Annotated in this window: 16 protein-coding genes and 2 pseudogenes; 8 read left to right on the top strand and 10 right to left on the bottom strand. The window is 37.5% G+C overall.

Annotation, left to right across the window (positions count from 1 at the left end):
- The first annotated feature begins 3 nt into the window (after positions 1-3).
- From NTHER_RS04265 to NTHER_RS04230, 8 genes are all read left to right on the top strand, one after another.
- On the top strand, positions 4-768 hold the full coding sequence (locus NTHER_RS04265) for an acyl-CoA dehydratase activase (RefSeq protein ID WP_012447292.1): 765 nt from the start codon (positions 4-6) through the stop codon (positions 766-768).
- A gap of 13 nt (positions 769-781) precedes the next feature.
- On the top strand, positions 782-1,930 hold the full coding sequence (locus tag NTHER_RS04260) for a double-cubane-cluster-containing anaerobic reductase (RefSeq protein ID WP_041367399.1): 1,149 nt from the start codon (positions 782-784) through the stop codon (positions 1,928-1,930).
- 256 nt (positions 1,931-2,186) lie between these two features.
- The gene (locus NTHER_RS04255; RefSeq protein WP_012447290.1) at positions 2,187-3,920 is read left to right on the top strand and encodes an aldehyde ferredoxin oxidoreductase family protein; all 1,734 of its coding nucleotides are present in this window, start codon (positions 2,187-2,189) and stop codon (positions 3,918-3,920) included.
- A 189-nt stretch (positions 3,921-4,109) separates the two neighbouring features.
- Positions 4,110-4,349 carry a MoaD/ThiS family protein gene (locus tag NTHER_RS04250; protein ID WP_012447289.1) on the top strand — a complete coding sequence of 80 codons (240 nt, stop codon included), beginning with the start codon at positions 4,110-4,112 and terminating at the stop codon, positions 4,347-4,349.
- Between the two features lie 28 nt (positions 4,350-4,377).
- Positions 4,378-5,532: a tungsten cofactor oxidoreductase radical SAM maturase gene (locus NTHER_RS04245; RefSeq protein ID WP_012447288.1), complete on the top strand. Its 1,155-nt coding sequence runs from the start codon at positions 4,378-4,380 to the stop codon at positions 5,530-5,532.
- A gap of 97 nt (positions 5,533-5,629) precedes the next feature.
- Entirely contained in the window at positions 5,630-5,896 is a 267-nt protein-coding gene (locus NTHER_RS04240) for a stage V sporulation protein S (protein WP_012447287.1), read from the top strand.
- A gap of 176 nt (positions 5,897-6,072) precedes the next feature.
- A complete protein-coding gene (locus NTHER_RS04235) occupies positions 6,073-7,812 on the top strand; it encodes an ABC transporter ATP-binding protein (RefSeq protein ID WP_041366896.1) in 1,740 nt (579 codons plus the stop codon).
- A complete protein-coding gene (locus NTHER_RS04230) occupies positions 7,799-9,721 on the top strand; it encodes an ABC transporter ATP-binding protein (RefSeq protein WP_012447285.1) in 1,923 nt (640 codons plus the stop codon). The genes NTHER_RS04235 and NTHER_RS04230 overlap by 14 nt, the downstream gene beginning before the upstream one ends.
- Before the next feature lie 322 nt (positions 9,722-10,043).
- Here NTHER_RS04230 and NTHER_RS04225 read toward each other — a convergent pair whose 3' ends face one another.
- From NTHER_RS04225 to ltrA, 10 genes and pseudogenes are all read right to left on the bottom strand, one after another.
- Positions 10,044-10,652, bottom strand: coding sequence for a hypothetical protein (locus NTHER_RS04225; protein WP_012447284.1), 609 nt, complete (start codon positions 10,650-10,652; stop codon positions 10,044-10,046).
- Positions 10,649-10,825 carry a hypothetical protein gene (locus NTHER_RS16025; protein WP_012447283.1) on the bottom strand — a complete coding sequence of 59 codons (177 nt, stop codon included), beginning with the start codon at positions 10,823-10,825 and terminating at the stop codon, positions 10,649-10,651. The genes NTHER_RS04225 and NTHER_RS16025 overlap by 4 nt, the downstream gene beginning before the upstream one ends.
- Before the next feature lie 310 nt (positions 10,826-11,135).
- A pseudogene (tnpB, locus tag NTHER_RS04220) lies at positions 11,136-12,222 on the bottom strand (IS200/IS605 family element RNA-guided endonuclease TnpB).
- A gap of 18 nt (positions 12,223-12,240) precedes the next feature.
- Positions 12,241-12,399 (bottom strand): annotated as a pseudogene (locus NTHER_RS15560) (transposase); the annotation flags it as partial.
- Between the two features lie 336 nt (positions 12,400-12,735).
- Entirely contained in the window at positions 12,736-12,975 is a 240-nt protein-coding gene (locus tag NTHER_RS04210; RefSeq protein ID WP_158438217.1) for a hypothetical protein, read from the bottom strand.
- A 63-nt stretch (positions 12,976-13,038) separates the two neighbouring features.
- The gene (locus tag NTHER_RS16345; protein ID WP_012447280.1) at positions 13,039-13,167 is read right to left on the bottom strand and encodes a hypothetical protein; all 129 of its coding nucleotides are present in this window, start codon (positions 13,165-13,167) and stop codon (positions 13,039-13,041) included.
- Positions 13,168-13,197: 30 nt separating this feature from the next.
- Complete coding sequence (locus NTHER_RS04205) at positions 13,198-14,136, bottom strand: helix-turn-helix transcriptional regulator (protein WP_012447279.1); 939 nt, start codon at positions 14,134-14,136, stop codon at positions 13,198-13,200.
- 241 nt (positions 14,137-14,377) lie between these two features.
- A complete protein-coding gene (locus tag NTHER_RS04200) occupies positions 14,378-14,974 on the bottom strand; it encodes a DUF4352 domain-containing protein (protein WP_012447278.1) in 597 nt (198 codons plus the stop codon).
- A complete protein-coding gene (locus tag NTHER_RS04195; protein WP_012447277.1) occupies positions 14,968-15,402 on the bottom strand; it encodes a hypothetical protein in 435 nt (144 codons plus the stop codon). The genes NTHER_RS04200 and NTHER_RS04195 overlap by 7 nt, the downstream gene beginning before the upstream one ends.
- 180 nt (positions 15,403-15,582) lie before the next feature.
- Entirely contained in the window at positions 15,583-17,010 is a 1,428-nt protein-coding gene (gene ltrA / locus NTHER_RS04190; protein WP_012446632.1) for a group II intron reverse transcriptase/maturase, read from the bottom strand.
- Positions 17,011-17,465 lie beyond the last annotated feature (455 nt).

Raw genomic sequence — 17,465 nt, 5'->3', positions numbered from 1 at the left:
GATATGTATAGTGTTGGCATAGATATTGGTTCAGTTACCACAAAAGGAGTTTTGTTTGATGGCTCTAACTACTTGTCTTTGTATAAGCCGACTGGTTTTGATCCTACCACAATAGGTGACAGTATATTAGAAGATTTGTGTATTCGTTATAGTATCGATAAAAACCAAATATCCACGGTTGTAGGAACAGGATATGGTCGAATACATTTGCCTTTTGCTGACGAAGTTACAAGCGAAATTACTTGCCAGGGACGTGGATGTAATTATCTTTTTCCTGATGTAAAAGCCATCTTGGACGTAGGCGGCCAAGACAGCAAAGCTATGTTAGTCAATGATCAAGGTAAGGTGCGTGATTTTGTTCTGAACGACAAATGTGCTGCCGGAACGGGACGTTTTTTAGAAATGTCAGTTCAAGCCCTTGGTATTTCTCTCAAAAATCTTGATGATTTAGCAAAAGATGCACATCCCGTGGAAATAGGAAGTATGTGTAGCGTTTTTTGTGAGACAGAAGTCCTTAATTTGATGATGCAAGGAGAAGAAAAGGGTAATATTGCAGCCGGTTTGTTAAAATCTATTGCCAATAGAGTGGCAACTATGGCTAAAAAGGTTGGCGCAAAAAGAGAACTTGTTTTCACAGGTGGTATAGCAAAAAGTCATGTACTTCGTACATTTTTGCAAGAAGCAGGTAATTTTCAAATTTATACTATTAATGAGCCAATGATTACTGCAGCATTAGGAGCCGCTATCATTGGCCATGAAAACACTTAAGGGAGGGCTTTATTTGAGACCACAAACCATGGAGTTTTTTGATAGTTTGATTCCAGAGAATATGGCTAAAATCAAAGAATTAAAGGAAGCTGGAAGAAATGTCGTAGGATATTATTGTGTTTTTACACCGGTTGAACTGATAGAAGCTTCTGGAGCAATTCCAGTTGGACTTTGTGCTACAAAACAGGACCCTATACCAGCAGCTGAGGAAGATCTACCGAGAAATCTGTGTCCTTTGATTAAGTCAAGTTATGGTTTTGCTAAAACTGATACTTGTCCGTTCTTTTATTTTTCCGATGTGGTAATGGCAGAGACCACATGTGATGGTAAGAAAAAAATGTATGAAATGCTAAATGAATATAAACCTATGATGGTATTAGATATTCCAAATTCATCGACATATGAAAAAAAGCAAGAACACTGGATCCAAGAATTAAAACGTGCCAAATCATATCTAGAAGAACAGTTTGATGTGGAGGTTACTCAAGAGAGCTTGGAAAAAGCCATTAAAGGCCATAATCAGGAGAGAACGAAGTTAATGGAGCTTGTTTCTCTAAACCAGCACAACCCCGCACCATTATCAGGGCAAGACCTTTTAAAAGTTATTTGGGCACGGCAGTTTCAACTAAATCGTGATGAATATCTTGAAAAAATACAAAATATTATTAATGAAACCAAAGAAATAATAAATAATCAGTCCTTTGACGATAGTTTGGCAAAAAAACCGCGAATACTAGTTACCGGCTCCCCTACTGGTGTTGGGCAAGAAAAAACCCTGAATATTATAGAACAACAAGGTGGACAAGTTGTTCTTAAAGAAGCCTGTTCAGGTGTGAAGGGTCTAGTTAAAAATATTAGTGAAACAGAAGAGCCATTAGCTGCTATAGCTGAAAAATACATGGAACTTCCTTGCTCATGTATTTCACCAAATGATGGAAGATTTGAGCTCATTAGTGAGTTAGTAAAAGACTATCAAATTGATGGAGTAATAGATATAACTTTACAAGCATGTCACACTTATAATATTGAATCTTATTTACTAAAAGAACATCTCCAAAAAAATCATGACATACCTATGCTTCAGATAGAAACTGACTATACAGATACAGATGTTGAACAGATTAAACTTCGCGTAGACTCTTTTTTAGAAATGTTGTCTTAAATTTAAATAATATCAAACTATCCTTCGAATAAGTATTTTGTATGACCCCCTGCTTAGAATCTTGCCGTCTAAGTAGGGGGTTTTAATCTTTCATTATAGAATCTTGCTATAGTTATTTCGAAGTACGGCTTGAAAAACTACAATACCCTTATTAAAACTGGTTACAGTCAAAAAAGAAAAAACATTTTCAAAATTCTATTATCATGGTAAACTATAGTTGGATAAAGTTTTTATTCTATAAAAGGGAGGGATTTTGGTGAACAATATTTTTCGCGTGAATTTGTCTGAGAGAAGTGTCAACCAAGTAGAGGTCCCTGAAAGTTATCAGGCCCTCGGCGGTAGAGCTTTAACTTCACAAATTATTTACGATGAAGTTAAGCCCACTTCTCACCCCCTAGGAGAAAACAATAAATTGGTGTTTGCTCCAGGGTTGTTGTCAGGTACTAGAGCCCCCAGTTCAGGTCGTTTGTCTGTCGGTAGCATCAGTCCACTTACTAAAGGTATCAAGGAGAGTAATTCCGGAGGTACAGCTGCCCAGGACTTGGCCAAACTGGGGTTAAAAGCGCTAGTGATAGAGGGCAAAGCAGAGCAAGACAATCAAGTCTTAGTTATAGATAAGGATGGAGTCCGATTAGAAGAAGATAATAGTTTAGCAGGCCTCGGCAATTACGAGGTAGGCGATAAATTGCGCCAAAAGTACGGAGAAAAAGTCACAATCATGTCCATAGGACCGGCTGGAGAATATAAGATGACTGCAGCCAGTATAGCAGTCACCGATACTGATGATCGTCCGGTAAGGGCTTTTGGTCGCGGCGGCCTGGGTGCCGTCATGGGTGCCAAAGGGTTAAAAGCCATCGTCATTGACGACGAAGGGGCCCCTGGCGTAGAGTTGACCGATGAAGACGCATTCAAAGAAGCCAGCCGCAAGTTCTCCAAAATCATTCTAGATCACCCTGTTTCCGGTGAGGCTTTGAGAAATTACGGCACAGCAGTGTTAATTAACATTCTAAACGAGGCCGGCGGTCTACCTACTGAAAACTTCCGCAGCGGAAGATTTGAAACTGCCAATAAAATCAGTGGCGAAACTATGACTGAAACCATTAAAGAAAGAGACGGTAAGCCAGGTCACTCCTGCCATCCCGGCTGTATTATGGGATGTTCCAACGTCTATCACGATGACAAAGGCGAGTATTTAACCGCAGGTTTTGAGTATGAAACAATCTGGGCCTTTGGCGCCCACTGTAATATCGATGATTTGGACTACATCGCCTATTTTGATAGATGCTGTGACGATTTAGGTCTTGATACCATCGAAACTGGTGTCACTTTTGGCGTATTCATGGAAACTGATATGATAGAATTTGGCGATAAAGAAGAAGTAAAACGCATTTTCGACGAAGAAATCCGCAAGGGGACGCCCCTGGGTCAGATCCTAGGTTCAGGTTCTGAAACGACCGGTAGAGTATTCGGAATAGATCGAGTGCCGACTGTAAAGAGACAAAGTATCCCCGCTTATGATCCCAGAGCTGTCAAAGGTGTTGGTGTAACTTACGCTACCAGTACACAAGGTGCCGATCACACAGCAGGATACTCTGTCACTGCCAATATCCTTAAAGTAGGTGGAGAAATCAATCCACTGAAAAAAGAAGGCCAGGTAGACCTTTCCAGAGATCTACAGGTTGCCACGGCTTCAATCGACAGCACAGGGCTTTGCCTGTTTGTCGCATTTGCTGTTCTGGATAGTGATGAAGCGCTTCCTACTGTCGTCGATATGATTAACGCCCAGTACGGAACAAACTTGACAGTTGACGATGTAAACGAATTAGGACAGCAAATCTTAAATGTAGAGCGCAAATTTAACGAAAAAGCCGGATTCACCAAGGCTCACGACAGACTGCCCGAATTTTTCGAAAAAGAAGAATTACCACCCCACGATGTTAAATTCGACCTATCGGAAGAAGAATTGGATAGCCTGTACAACTTCTCATAATTTTGACGCCATTGACGGGAAAAGCATAATTTTTGAACATGTAAATTGTCATCTATGTCATCTACGATGCGGGTCAGATAAACTCTGGCCCGCATCGCTTATAATAATTCTCACAGGCTTAAGGATACCTAATCGATATTTTTGCCCATAATATTTGCTTAATAATGAAATTGAAGGCGGTGATAAACTTTGGCAAATATAGAAGTTCGCTGCTATGCTACCCTGCGAGAGTACCTGCCTCAAGGTGCTGAAGCCGGGGTATACCAATATGAAACCGCGAAACATACCATCGGTGAGATTGTTGATGAATTGGGACTACCCAGGGAGGATTTGCATTTAATCATTAAAAACGGCATCAATGTAGACTTAGAGGAAACTGTGGAAGATGGCGACAGAATTGGTTTTTTCCCACCAATTGGCGGAGGTTAATTTTGCTTAGAAATTAGGATGTGATATTATGAGTAAAATAACTGGATACGAAAAAAATGATTCTCAATATAACTTTGATAATCCCGAAGATTGGATAAAGGTACAATACAGGGACGGAATTAAGTACCTACCCGTACAGTTGGACTTGAAAAAGCTATATTTAGAACTGACCACTAGATGTAATTTTGACTGCATCACCTGCATTAGAAACGCCTGGTTTAGAACCCCTGACAATATGAGCAACGATATATTGAATAAAATATTGGCTGAACTCCCCGAGCTGGCCAAAAATGGGCTAAAAACAGTACACCTGGGTGGGTTTGGCGAGCCAATGGTGCATCCCCGCTTCTTTGAAGTCGCGACTAAGGTTAAGGAGCTGGGACTTGAATTGGAGTTTATCACCAATGGCTACTACCTCACCCCTGAACGGGTAGATCAGTTGATAGGACTGCAAGCCGATAAGATTATTGTCTCCATGGACGCCCCCAGAGAAAAAGAGTACCAGCAGATCCGCAAAAACTCGGATTTTAATTTACTGCTGAAAAATCTAGAGCACATATACCACCAAAAAGTAAACTACCGAATTAACAAGCCCCATCTGTGGTTCGAATTCGTGGCCATGCAGTCAAATTACCATTTACTGCCGAACCTAGTGGAATTAGCAGGAAAACTGCAGGTGGATTCAGTAATAGTCACCAATTTGCTCCCCTACACCGAAGACATGATTGATGAGGTTCTGTACGATGCCGATGAGGACAATTTAGCAGTGGGAAGCGGTGCCGGGTTTATCTACTTCAGATCCCAACTTCCCGAAATGAAACTCCGCACCCACCGCTACTGTAATTTTGTGGAGTCTAAGTCCCTAGTAATCAATTACTTGGGCAAGGTTTCTCCGTGTTATCCAGGCATGCACAATCACACAGCTTATATTTACGGTAGGAAAAAATTCAATTACGCCTACCATGTCGGTGATCTGTCCCAACAGAGTATAGCGGAAATCTGGAAGCAAAGAGAATTTATTAAGTTCCGCTCCCAGGTCATGGAAGGGAGATTTCCCTCCTGCACTGATTGTAAGTATTTAGAAGGATGTTCCATGACCGACGACAATCAATTGGACTGCTGGGGAAACACCCCCACCTGTGCCGATTGCCTCTGGTATCGTCAGATAATTCTGTGTCCGTAACAATTCCACCCGAAAAGTATTCCTAAATAAAAAGGTATTTTTTACTAAATGTAAAATAGTATATAATACGGTCCATTAAATTTAGGAGGTTTAAACTATGGAAACATTAAAAGTGTCAGCAAAATCGAATCCCAACAAAGTAGCAGGTGCACTTGCAGGAGTAATAAGAGAACAAGGAAAAGCTGAGTTACAAGCTATTGGAGCAGGAGCCACCAATCAGGGAATTAAAGCTATAGCGATTGCTCGGGGGTTTTTAGCCCCAAGCGGTATTGATATAGCCTTTGTTCCAGCTTTTATTGATGTTGAAATCGATGGTGAAGAAAGAACAGCTATCAAATTACTGGTAGGACCGTTAAGACAATAGTTTTTAGCAAAGTTTTAAGGCCAATCCAAGTAAAATTAGGATTGGCCTTTATTTTATGAAGTTTATTTTATGAAGTTATAATAATTATGCTATAATAATTATTAGTGTCCCAAAATTAATTTTGATAGAGATGTTTTTTTGTATTTTTGCACAGGGGGAGGGCTATTCAAGTAGATATGTTAAAACATTTGTTAAGCTGTATAGGAGAATATAAAAAAGATACTATTATAGCACCAATTTTTGTTATTTTAGAAGTAATTATGCAAGTTCTGATTCCGTTTTTAATTGCTTACTTAATTGACTTCGGGGTTGAAAGAGGCAATATTGATTTAGTTATCAGGCTCGGTGGCGTATTACTATTATCAGCCCTGCTTTCTATGCTTTTTGGTATTATTTCCGGTACATATGCAGCACGTGCCGCGGCAGGGTTCTCACGTAACTTGAGACGAAAAGTATTCTATAAAGTTCAGGACTTTTCTTTTTACAATATTGACAAAATCTCGGCTTCAGGCTTAGTTACACGATCAACGACAGACATAACAAACATCCAAAATGCCTATCAGATGATGCTTCGAGTTTCATTCAGAGCACCTATTATGCTCATTTTTGCTCTCGTGATGGCTTTTAATATCAATCCACAGCTTTCATTGGTTTACCTGGCAGTTCTACCCTTTTTGGCCATAGGGCTATATTTAATTATTAGTAATGCAGATCCGCTTTTTCATAAAGTTTTTCGGATTTACGATAAACTGAATAATGTGGTACAGGAAAATTTACGCGGTATACGTGTTGTTAAATCATATGCCCGAGAAGAATATGAGAAGGAAAAATTCAATGATGTTTCTGAGACAATTTACAAACTCTTCTCCAAAGCGGAAAGAATTATTAGCCTCAATGCTCCATTAATGCAACTTTCTGTCTATACCAGTATAATATTAATTGGCTGGTTAGGTGCAAATATGATTGTTGAGGGTGTAATGACAACAGGACAATTGGTAAGTATGGTTGCTTATACCACTCAAATACTTATGGGCTTGATGATGCTGTCAATGATTTTGGTCTTAATCAGTATATCACGGGCTTCCGCTAAACGTATTGTTGAAGTATTAGACGAAGAGATTGACTTAAACAACAGCGAAAATCCCATTAAAGAGGTCAAAAGCGGTGATATCAGTTTCCAAAATGTAAGCTTTAGCTACTACAAAAGTATGGATAATTTATGCTTAAACAATATAAATCTTAATATTAAAGAAGGCGAAACTGTCGGAATATTAGGAGGAACAGGTAGTGGTAAAACCAGCTTAATCCAGCTAATTCCTAGGTTGTACGATGTTACTGAAGGAAGTTTATTAGTTGGCGGAAGAGATGTTCGAGAATATGATATCAAGGCATTGCGGAACAAGGTATCCGTTGTGCTGCAAAACAATACTTTATTTTCAGGTACAATTAAGGAAAATTTACGCTGGGGTAACAAAGAAGCTAGCGATGAAGAATTGATCCGGGTTTGTAAATTGGCTCAGGCCCATGGCTTTATCCAAGAGTTACCAAATGGATATGACACACATATTGAACAGGGTGGGTCAAACGTCTCCGGTGGACAGAAACAGCGGTTATGTATTGCTAGAGCATTACTTAAAAAACCTCATATTCTTATCCTTGACGATTCAACAAGTGCTGTGGACACAAAAACCGAGTCATACTTGCGTAAAGCTTTTCTAGACGAAATCCCCCAGACAACAAAAATCATAATTGCTCAACGTATAACATCAGTTATGGATGCAGACAAGATTGTCGTTATGGATGGTGGTAAAATTGACGCAATCGGCACCCATGACGAGCTACTAGAGAACAACCAAATTTACCAGGAGGTTTATGACACTCAACTCAAAGGGGGTACAGATAATGGCGTCGCATAATGTGAGCAAACGAAGAAAAGCCAAAGATCCCATCAAGACTTTTAAAAGACTTCTTTCATTTATATTTGTTAGATATAAACTACTTTTACCAATAGTTTTTATCGGCATAATGTTAAGCACCGGCGCTCGACTGGGAATGTCCGTTTTTCTAGAGGTTTTAATAGACGAATATATTACCCCCTTAGTTGGTGTTTCCGATCCTGATTTCAGCAGCCTTATCTCGGCCCTGTTCATTATGGGAGGTATTTTTTTAGCAGGTGTTATTGGGACATTGACTTTTAATTTGTTAATGGTCTCAATTTCCCAGGGCACTCTTAGAGAATTGCGAGATAGTATGTTTTCTCATATGCAAAAATTACCCTTAAGCTATTTTGATAGTAACACCCATGGTAATTTAATGAGCAGGTATACAAACGATACTGACACACTGCGACAGTTTATAACCCAGGGATTGCCGCAAATGGCTGTATCCATTGTCACTATTGTCGGTGTTTTCACAACAATGTTAATTTTAAGCCCCCATCTAACTCTAGTAGCAATATTAACCGTAATTATAAATTTAGTTGTTGTCAGGAAAGTAGTGGGATTAAGCGGTAAAAATTTTTCCCGGCAACAAGAAACTTTAGGCAAAACAAACGGTTATGTTGAAGAAATGATCAGCGGACAAAAGGTAGTTAAAGTGTTCTGCCATGAAGAAGAAGCTAAAGCAAAATTTGATGAATTAAATGATAAGCTCTGTCAACACTCTACAGATGCACACCGTTATGCCAATATTTTAATGCCGATAATGATAAACTTCTCTCATATTCAATATGTTTTAATTGCTATAACAGGTGGAATACTCTATATTAACGGTATTGGCGCTCTTACTCTGGGAACAATAGCAGCATTTTTACAATTGAGTAGAACGTTGGCAATGCCAATTGCCCAAATTTCCCAACAATTACAGTCAATAGTTAAGGCCCTGGCAGGTGCAGAGCGGATTTTTGACCTTCTTGATCAAGAAGTTGAAGCAGATAAGGGTTCTGTTACACTGGTAAATGCAAAGTACGAAGACGACAAACTAGTGGAAACAGAAGAAAGAACAGGTATCCTGGCATGGAAACAACCACAACCCGACGGTTCCTTCAACTACACTGAACTAAAAGGAGATATTCGCCTAAATAATATTGATTTCAGTTATGATGGCGAAACACCAGTCCTGCATAATGTTTCTGTTCATGCAAAACCTGGTCAGAAAATAGCTCTAGTGGGTGCAACCGGTGCTGGTAAAACCACTATTTCCAATCTAATTAACCGGTTCTATGATCTTGATGATGGTAAAATCCGTTATGACGGGATAAATATAAATGATATTAAAAAAGCTGATCTACGCCGTTCCCTTGGTGTGGTTCTGCAAGATACATCACTATTTACCGGAACTGTTAAAGAAAATATTCGCTTTGGCAAATTAGATGCTACCGATGAAGAGATTTATGAAGCAGCCAGGAGATCACAAGCAGATAGCTTTATCTCAATGCTGCCTGATGGCTATGAAACCATCCTCTCTGAGGAAAGCTCCAATCTATCTCAGGGGCAAAGACAGTTACTGTCAATAACCAGGGCCCAGTTAACTGATGCTCCAGTTATGATCTTAGATGAAGCCACTTCAAGTATTGACAGCCGTACAGAGGCCATTGTACAGAGGGGAATGGATGAACTGATGAAAGGTAGAACTGTATTCGTGATCGCCCATCGGCTATCTACAATACGAAATTCCGATAAAATATTAGTCCTTGACCAAGGTAGGATAATTGAAAGCGGCAACCATAAAGAACTAGTAGCAAATAAAGGTGCATACTATCAGCTTTATAAAGGAAGCTCTAATTCTTTTGATGAAGCAAACTTTGATGAGGCAGATGCTTTGTGACATACTCTCAACCACTCAGCGCGGAAAATATGCAGGGCACCCACTAAAAAACTGAGGACAATTTTTGTCCTCAGTTTTTTACTATAAGATACATAATGCTCTGCAAAAAAGTTCTAACTAGTAAACTAAATTATGATATTCATTAGAACTCAACTTTATCCCAAAATTCTTCATAGGAAATAGCTTCATCCAAGAAGTTTTCTAAAACTCCCTCGGGAACAGTATGGTTATATTCGCAATTCAGTCATCTTTAAAAGTTCCCCATTATCTTGAAGCAAAAATATCCCATCACTCATAATTATCACTCCTGAGAATTATGATATTACAAATATTTGAGCAGTTGAATTAAATAATCACCTTCAAATAAGTTTCTTTCATCAGGATCTAATCGTCTAATACCGAAAACAACAAATCCATTATCTTCGTAAAAACTTCTTAACTTAGGCTTGTCCTCACATTCTAAATATACTACTTTACCTCCTAAATCAAGTTGTGTTTTTTCTACTTTTTCACAGGCGATATTTAGTAATTCATCACCGGTAATTAATCTATTATATCTATTGTTAAAGTTTTTCCCTAGTTGAGCTATTAAAGGAGCAGACATTGTATATTGCCTCAAATGTTCATCGTATTGAGCAAATTTTCTGATTCTTTTTTGTAGGTTTTTACTTAAACTTTTTTTAGATATAACTATTACTTTTGATGCTAGCGTAAAATATCCAACTATAACTGGAGAGTCTTTATAAGAAGTGAATACTAAATGTGTTGCAGCTATCCTTTGTTTAGCAAATTCAATAGCTTTTCCACTTCTTAAGAAGTTCTCTACATCTATATTTAATGGACAATAAAATTCGGAGAGGATAGATTTTACTCTATCCTCTCCTAGCTCATTTATCATATCGTGTAGGTTTATTAAATTGTATCCTGTCATCTTTCATTACCGAATATTTCTTTTATTTTTTCTCCTTTAATTTCGGTAACAGGTCTACTTAATTTTACTTCTTTAGATTTTCTTCCTTTTGCATTTTCTAAAGCATTTATAAAATTGCGGCAAAAAGACTTTCTTCTTATATTAATATTTTTTAAAATACTTTTTGTTGCCATACATTTCACCTTCCTAGTAAACTGTGTGTTACTTTATATTATAACAGTTTTTATAGCTATTGGTAATAAATTATTATAACCCAAAATAATATGTGCTAATCTTAATATATTAGATATCCTAATCACTATATTCTATGTTTATTCATTACTCCTTCTGTGAACCTCTCATGACTAAAGTCACGAGCTTCTAGTATCACTACTAGAATTTCCTGCTTCTCAGACCGGCCTTGTTGCACCGTATTCTCCACAGGCGTTAATTTGGATAGTTCCTACCCTACATTTATTGTTAGGCTAACGTTCTAAGTCCTTCTTAAAGAATGTTTTTACTAGAATTTACGTCCCTATCATGATGGGTTCCACAGTTATCACAAGTCCATTCTCTAATTGAAAGATTTTTAACTTCTGTGTTCTTCGCTGTACAACTAGAACATAATTGACTTGATGGGAAAAATCTATCTATCTGGATATAAGTTCTAGAATACCAGTTAGCTTTATATTCTAGTTGTCTGGCAAGTTCTGACCAAGATACATCTGATATTGATTTAGCTAGTTTAGAATTTTTGATCATACCACTTACTTTTAAGTCTTCACTAACTATAACTTGGTTTTCGTTTATAATCTGTGAAGACAATTTATGTAAGAAGTCTTTTCTGGCATCTAAAATCTTCTCATGAAGCCTTGCAATTTTAATTCTCATCTTTTTTCTATTGTTACTGCCTTTTTGCTTCTTGAATAGTTGCCTTTGTAGTTTGGCTAATTTCCTTTCGTATTTGGATAGGTTTTTAGGATTAGGTATCTTATTCCCATCGCTATCGATTAGAAAATCACTAATACCCAGGTCAAAACCTATATTCTTGTCCACTCTCGGCAAAGCCTTTTTCTCTACATCCACAAGAATACTTACAAAATATCTGCCACTGGGGTTTTGAGATATTGTTGCTGACTTTATTTTTCCATCAAATTCTCTATGTACTTTTGCTTCTACCCACTTTAGTTTAGGTAGTTTGATTCTATTTTCTGAAAAATCAACTTCTATATTGTTATTGGTGAAATTGGTTGTATAGCTGAATTTATTGCTGTGCTTACTCTTGAATTTAGGAAATCCAGCTTTTTCATTTCCTTTGTTAACTCGTCTAAAAAGCATTATCAAGATTGTAAATAGAGTTAGTCAAGGCAAACTTATCTACTTCCTTAAGCCACATAAATTCTTTCTTTAGTTCTCGGTTTAAGTGGTTGTTGCAATCTATTTTAGATAGAGATCCTTGTTTGTCTTCATACAGATTTATTTTCTTGTCTAAGTAATGATTATACACAAATCTAACACACCCGAAAGTTTTAGCTAATTGTTCTTTCTGTATTTCATTTGGGTATAGTCGATAATTATATGCCTTTAACAGGATAGTTCGCCTCGCTTTCTATTTGATTTTTTGACTTTTTATATAATCTGTCATCGCTCTTGCGTATTTTCTGATACTGTAGCTTTTATATGTGTTGATAAATTTTGATAATTCACTTTTCGATTTTGCTTTGAACAGAATGTGAACATGGTTTTTATCATGGTTCCACTTAAATAACCTCTCTTTGGGCTATATCTATATTATACCACATACCGAACATAAGTTCTATTATGTCACAAAAAATTAGCACTTCATCCCACCACTGAATCAAAGATTCAGTATGTAGTTATATAATTCCAGTATAAAAAGGGTATTTTGGGAGATGAAGTTGTGTTTTATACTGTATATGTCGCCACTAACTCATGACTGAAGTCACGAGAGTGCGTGGCGACTACTTCAAATTTAAGATCATGAAAATCCCAATCAAATAGTATAGTTATTCCAATTATTTCGTCGTAAGACTTTTTCTTCCTAGTAAAATATCGAAGCAGCTCCTTACCGCCATAAGAAAAATTATTCATTTACAATAACTTCAACCTTTTCACCCTGGTTTGGACCCTTTTTCCAAGTAATTATCAGTTTCAATTTTACATCCAATTCTTGGGCTATTGCTATTGTTTTACTGAAGTTTGTACCTAAAGTCAGACTATTTTTGTAGATTAATATATTAGTATCTGGAACCAATTTATATCCATTTTTTTCTTCATCACTGATTATTGTTCTAACTGATTTGCGAAATGAAGAATCTTCCATAATCTGTTTGGCTTGCTCACTTTTCCCTACCTTAAACGCTTTTTTAAGTGCAAAATACAAAAGTTACGCTGATGGAATATGATCTTTATTAGAGGTTAATTCCTCATTATCAAGTTTTGCATATAAAATAATGGAATGCTTTAACCATCCTCTATCAATGTTTCTTGGATCAGGATCAATAATAGTTTTCATAATAACACCCCCTCCCCATCTAACCAACTTTTAGTCATACATAACTTTCATTAACTCAAGTTCATTAATCATTTTTTCCCGCATCCATCCAGGTTCTAAGATTTCTGCCTTTCTACCGAAAGATAGTACCCATGAAAATACTTCCCGCCAGTTAGCTACTTCTAACTCATAAATAATATCTCCATTATTTCTAAATTTCTTTTCTTTTTTATAGAACACCGTCTCTTCAATTAATGATGCCACTTCTTGTGTGAATTTTATCTTGATTTTGGTGGGTTCACCTTTCATCAGTTCAAAACTATCTGACAAAAACTCTTCCAAATCAAAATCGTTAGGAATATCATACATATCTGGTAATGATTTAATTTTTTTAATTCTATTACATTTGAATATTCTAATATCTAAATGCCTATGACAGTACCCTACCATATACCACGCCCGTTTTTTGAAAAACACCCCATAAGGATCAACCATTCGCCAGTTTTCTTGTTTTGATGAATGGGATTGATAATAAATTTTTACACGGTTTTTACATTCTATAATATCTTTAAATCTCCGGACTATATTTCTTCCATCTTGTTCATTGTCATGGGGGTGGATTAATACACTCTTTTGAATATGCTGATATTTATCCATCATTTTTTCAGGAAGATATTGTTTTAACTTTTCATATAAGCTATTAGGGATCTGATTATCTATTTCATATCTCGATATGAAATTTACCATTAACAATAAAAGTATGACTTCATCAGGTTCAAATTGTACTTTTGGCAGCTCAACATCGGACATAAATCTAAGTCCATGATAATTTTGCACTGGCAATCCAGCTTGTTCTAAAACACTGACATCTCTTCTAACTGTTCTCACAGATACATCAAATTCCTGGGCCAATTCATTATAGGTAATACCAGGTTCTTTCCTGATCTTTTCAGCTACTGACATCACCCGTACCAACCGATCAAGTTTCATAACCCCACCTCTTACCTGTTTACGTCAACTAAATTTACTAGTTCTTCATTTAACTTGTAAATCCCTTCCTGATACTACTTTTCTACTACCTGATCATTTGTGTGATTTATCCTACTATGACTAATATAGCTTAGAATTGCAAGGATTATCGAAATCACTCCCCAGAATAGGAATGCAACCAATACTCCCACAGCTGCAACATTAGACAAGTCTTCATCACCTGCAATAGAGCTACCGGCTCCTACTGAACCTCATCTTCACTAATAGCATAAATCGCCTGACCAAATCCAAATAATTCCGGTTCAAAAATAAACTCCCATTCACTATGATCTTCCGAAACACTATAAGCAATTTCTCCGCGCATAGTTCGACCGCCACCCAGTTCTCCATCAAGTTGGCCTTCAGTATCAGCACCCATAGACAGATCATTAGAATAATGTTCTTCATCAATTAAATCAAACATCATCATACTAGAGATAGACGTTGACTCATCAGACAAGTTTTCAATGGTACAATCAATTACTAACCATCTCTCTCCTTCATCTGGTCCCATAAATTCATCTCCTGTATCCCAACGAGCACTATTTACGGTAAATTCTAGCTCTCCCATCTTAACTGTATCGCCGATATTAAATACCTCATCAGCCTGTTCAGGTTCTTCATCTTCCTCTATATCTTTTTCTCCCTCATCTTTAGCTTCATCCTGTTCATCCTCTTCCTTAACCTCTGCTTCTCCATTATCAACAGCTTCTGGCTCTTCTTCATCAGCACTACCAATGGCCAATACTAAAAATAAGCAAACAACTAAGATTGTAATTACATGTCTTTTAATTAACATGTGGACCTCCCCCTTAAAAAAGATATTTTAAGTATTATAAAGGCTGTAAAAGCCCCAATACCGTGAGCAATTAAATCACCATAACAAAAGGTTCCCGGTAAAATATTCATTAGCTGACCTAATTCAATAGTTATTCCAAAAATAATAGGTACTAATAACCACAATTTCCCGAGTTTTGGTTCATCTGTAAACCAAATAAAACCCATAATTGCTGTAAAAGATAAGGTCCATAATCCATTAGGACCCCAATACAGTAACCAATCCGGTATAGTGTAATATGAAAGCAACTCCCGTAATTGCATAATTAATTCTAAAAGCCCAACTCTATCAAACCAGAAAAACATCAATGTGCTTTCTGGACGCCAGCCAATATATATCATACTGCCAATTATAAGTGGTATAGTGACAATAACTGTCTTAAAAATCATCTTAACAGCTCCAACTCGTAAAAGTGTTCAAACTTTATATGCTCAGTTAAGTATTGTACTAATATTTTAACTATTTCCTTTGACAACTGTCTGTCAAATCGAGTAGGAGGTAGATAATTATTTTATCTACCGACCTCTCACACCACCGAGCAAACCGTTCGGTACACGGCGGTTCCTAGTTTACGCTTTAACTTGTCGATAATATTCCGAAAAGAATAGGAAACCAAATCCTTTGATTACATCATTTCCAAGGGATTTGGATAAGACGGGGCTATTGGAAATTCTCCAGTAGCCCTTTCTTGTGTTTGCATATTCCCATGCTTTGTATTTATTGGCTCCAAAGAACTTGAGCATTTTAAATTTTGTTCTCACTTTCTTCCATTGTTTCCAGTAAATCATGCGAATACGCCTTCTCATCCAACTGTCAGTATTTATTAACAGATTCTTCATATCAGCTGGTTTAAAGTAGTTAACCCAACCCATAATGTATCGGCTAAGTTTCTTTGCTCTGGCTTCGTTGCTTATTCCATAACTTCTAGATGTGAGTTCTTTTATTCTCGTTCTCATCTTTGTAACTGATTTAAGATGAACTCTTAATCTGGCTTTTCCTTTATGTCTGTAAAAGCCAAACCCAAGAAATCTTACCTTTCCTACATAGGCAACTACAGTTTTATCTTTATTTACTTTGAGAAATAGTTTATTTTCGATGAAGGGTAGTATGTTCTTCAAGGTGCGTCCGGCACTTCTTCTGCTTTTACAAAAGATTAGCAGGTCGTCCGCATAGCGGACGAATTCGTGCCCCCTTTTCTCAAGTTCTTTATCCAATTCGTGGAGCATTATGTTACTGAGGATAGGGCTAAGAGGCCCGCCCTGGGGCACGCCAACTTCTGTATCCTTATAGGTGTGTTTGATCATTACTCCTGCTCTTAGATATTTGTTGATAAGAGATATTACTCGACCGTCTTTTATTGTCTTAGATAGCACTTCTATCAATTTGCTCTGGTTTACTGTGTCAAAGTATTTCTCCAAGTCCATATCTACTACATATTTGTATCCTTCATTTATGTTTTGTTGACTTTTCTTAATTGCATCATGAGTACTGCGTCCAGGGCGAAAACCATAGCTGTTATCTGAGAATTGCTCCTCATATATTGGAGATAGTACTTGGGCTATTGCTTGTTGGATTACCCTGTCTACCACTGTAGGTATGCCTAATTTTCTTTTCTTCCCATCTTCTTTAGGTATCTCTACCCTTCTGACGGGATTAGGGCGGTATTTACCGTCCAGGACTCTTTGCCTGAGGTGGTCCCCGTTTTCTTTGAGATATTGTAGAAGTTCATCTACTCCCATCCCATCAATCCCGTGAGAGCCTTTGTTGGATTTTATTTTCTTGAATGCTTTATTCATGTTGTCTCTATCCAAAATTTCCTCTAGCAAATTCCCCTTCGACAAGTTTGCATTGGAGATGTTGTTTTCAGTTATCCTTAAAGAACTGTGCACTCCCGCATATCCTTCGTGTTCCGCACTATTCTTCTGCGGTGAGCCTTCTTTGCAGCTTTCGCCTGTCAGAAGTTGGCGGCACTTCATTCCTTTATTGGTAACAGTCATTTACTGATCTCCTCCTAGGTTCATCCCTTCCTTAATGATGTCGACCTCATCAAGTACTATGGAATCTGCTGACTTCTCATGACAAATCTTATTTCAACCGTGGTTCGAAGTTCATCTTGCCACGTCCATGAGACCTCCCACGGTAAGACGATTAACTTTCATTCCATGTACCCACATCATTTACACTGGTATGTCCGTGTAGTTGATTGGACTTCGTTTTGTATTGCAAACTCATCCCATACCTTATGCCTGATGATGTTCGTGTGCCTTGGGTCGGAATTTTGCCTTAAGCTTCCTTCAGATCCCACCTCACGATGGGCACCCTTGCTCTTGGCTAATGGTTGGTAACTACAAACCCCCATAGTGGACTTACACCACCTAGCTAATCGTCATGCATGGCGCACAATAAAAAACTGAGGACAAATTTTGTCCTCAGTTTTCCAAAAGTAAGCATA

Origin of the sequence: Natranaerobius thermophilus JW/NM-WN-LF, assembly GCF_000020005.1 — a bacterium.
GTDB lineage: Bacteria > Bacillota > Natranaerobiia > Natranaerobiales > Natranaerobiaceae > Natranaerobius > Natranaerobius thermophilus.
Note: the sequence above shows the minus strand (reverse complement) of the source record. Positions and strands in the feature narration are given on the sequence as shown.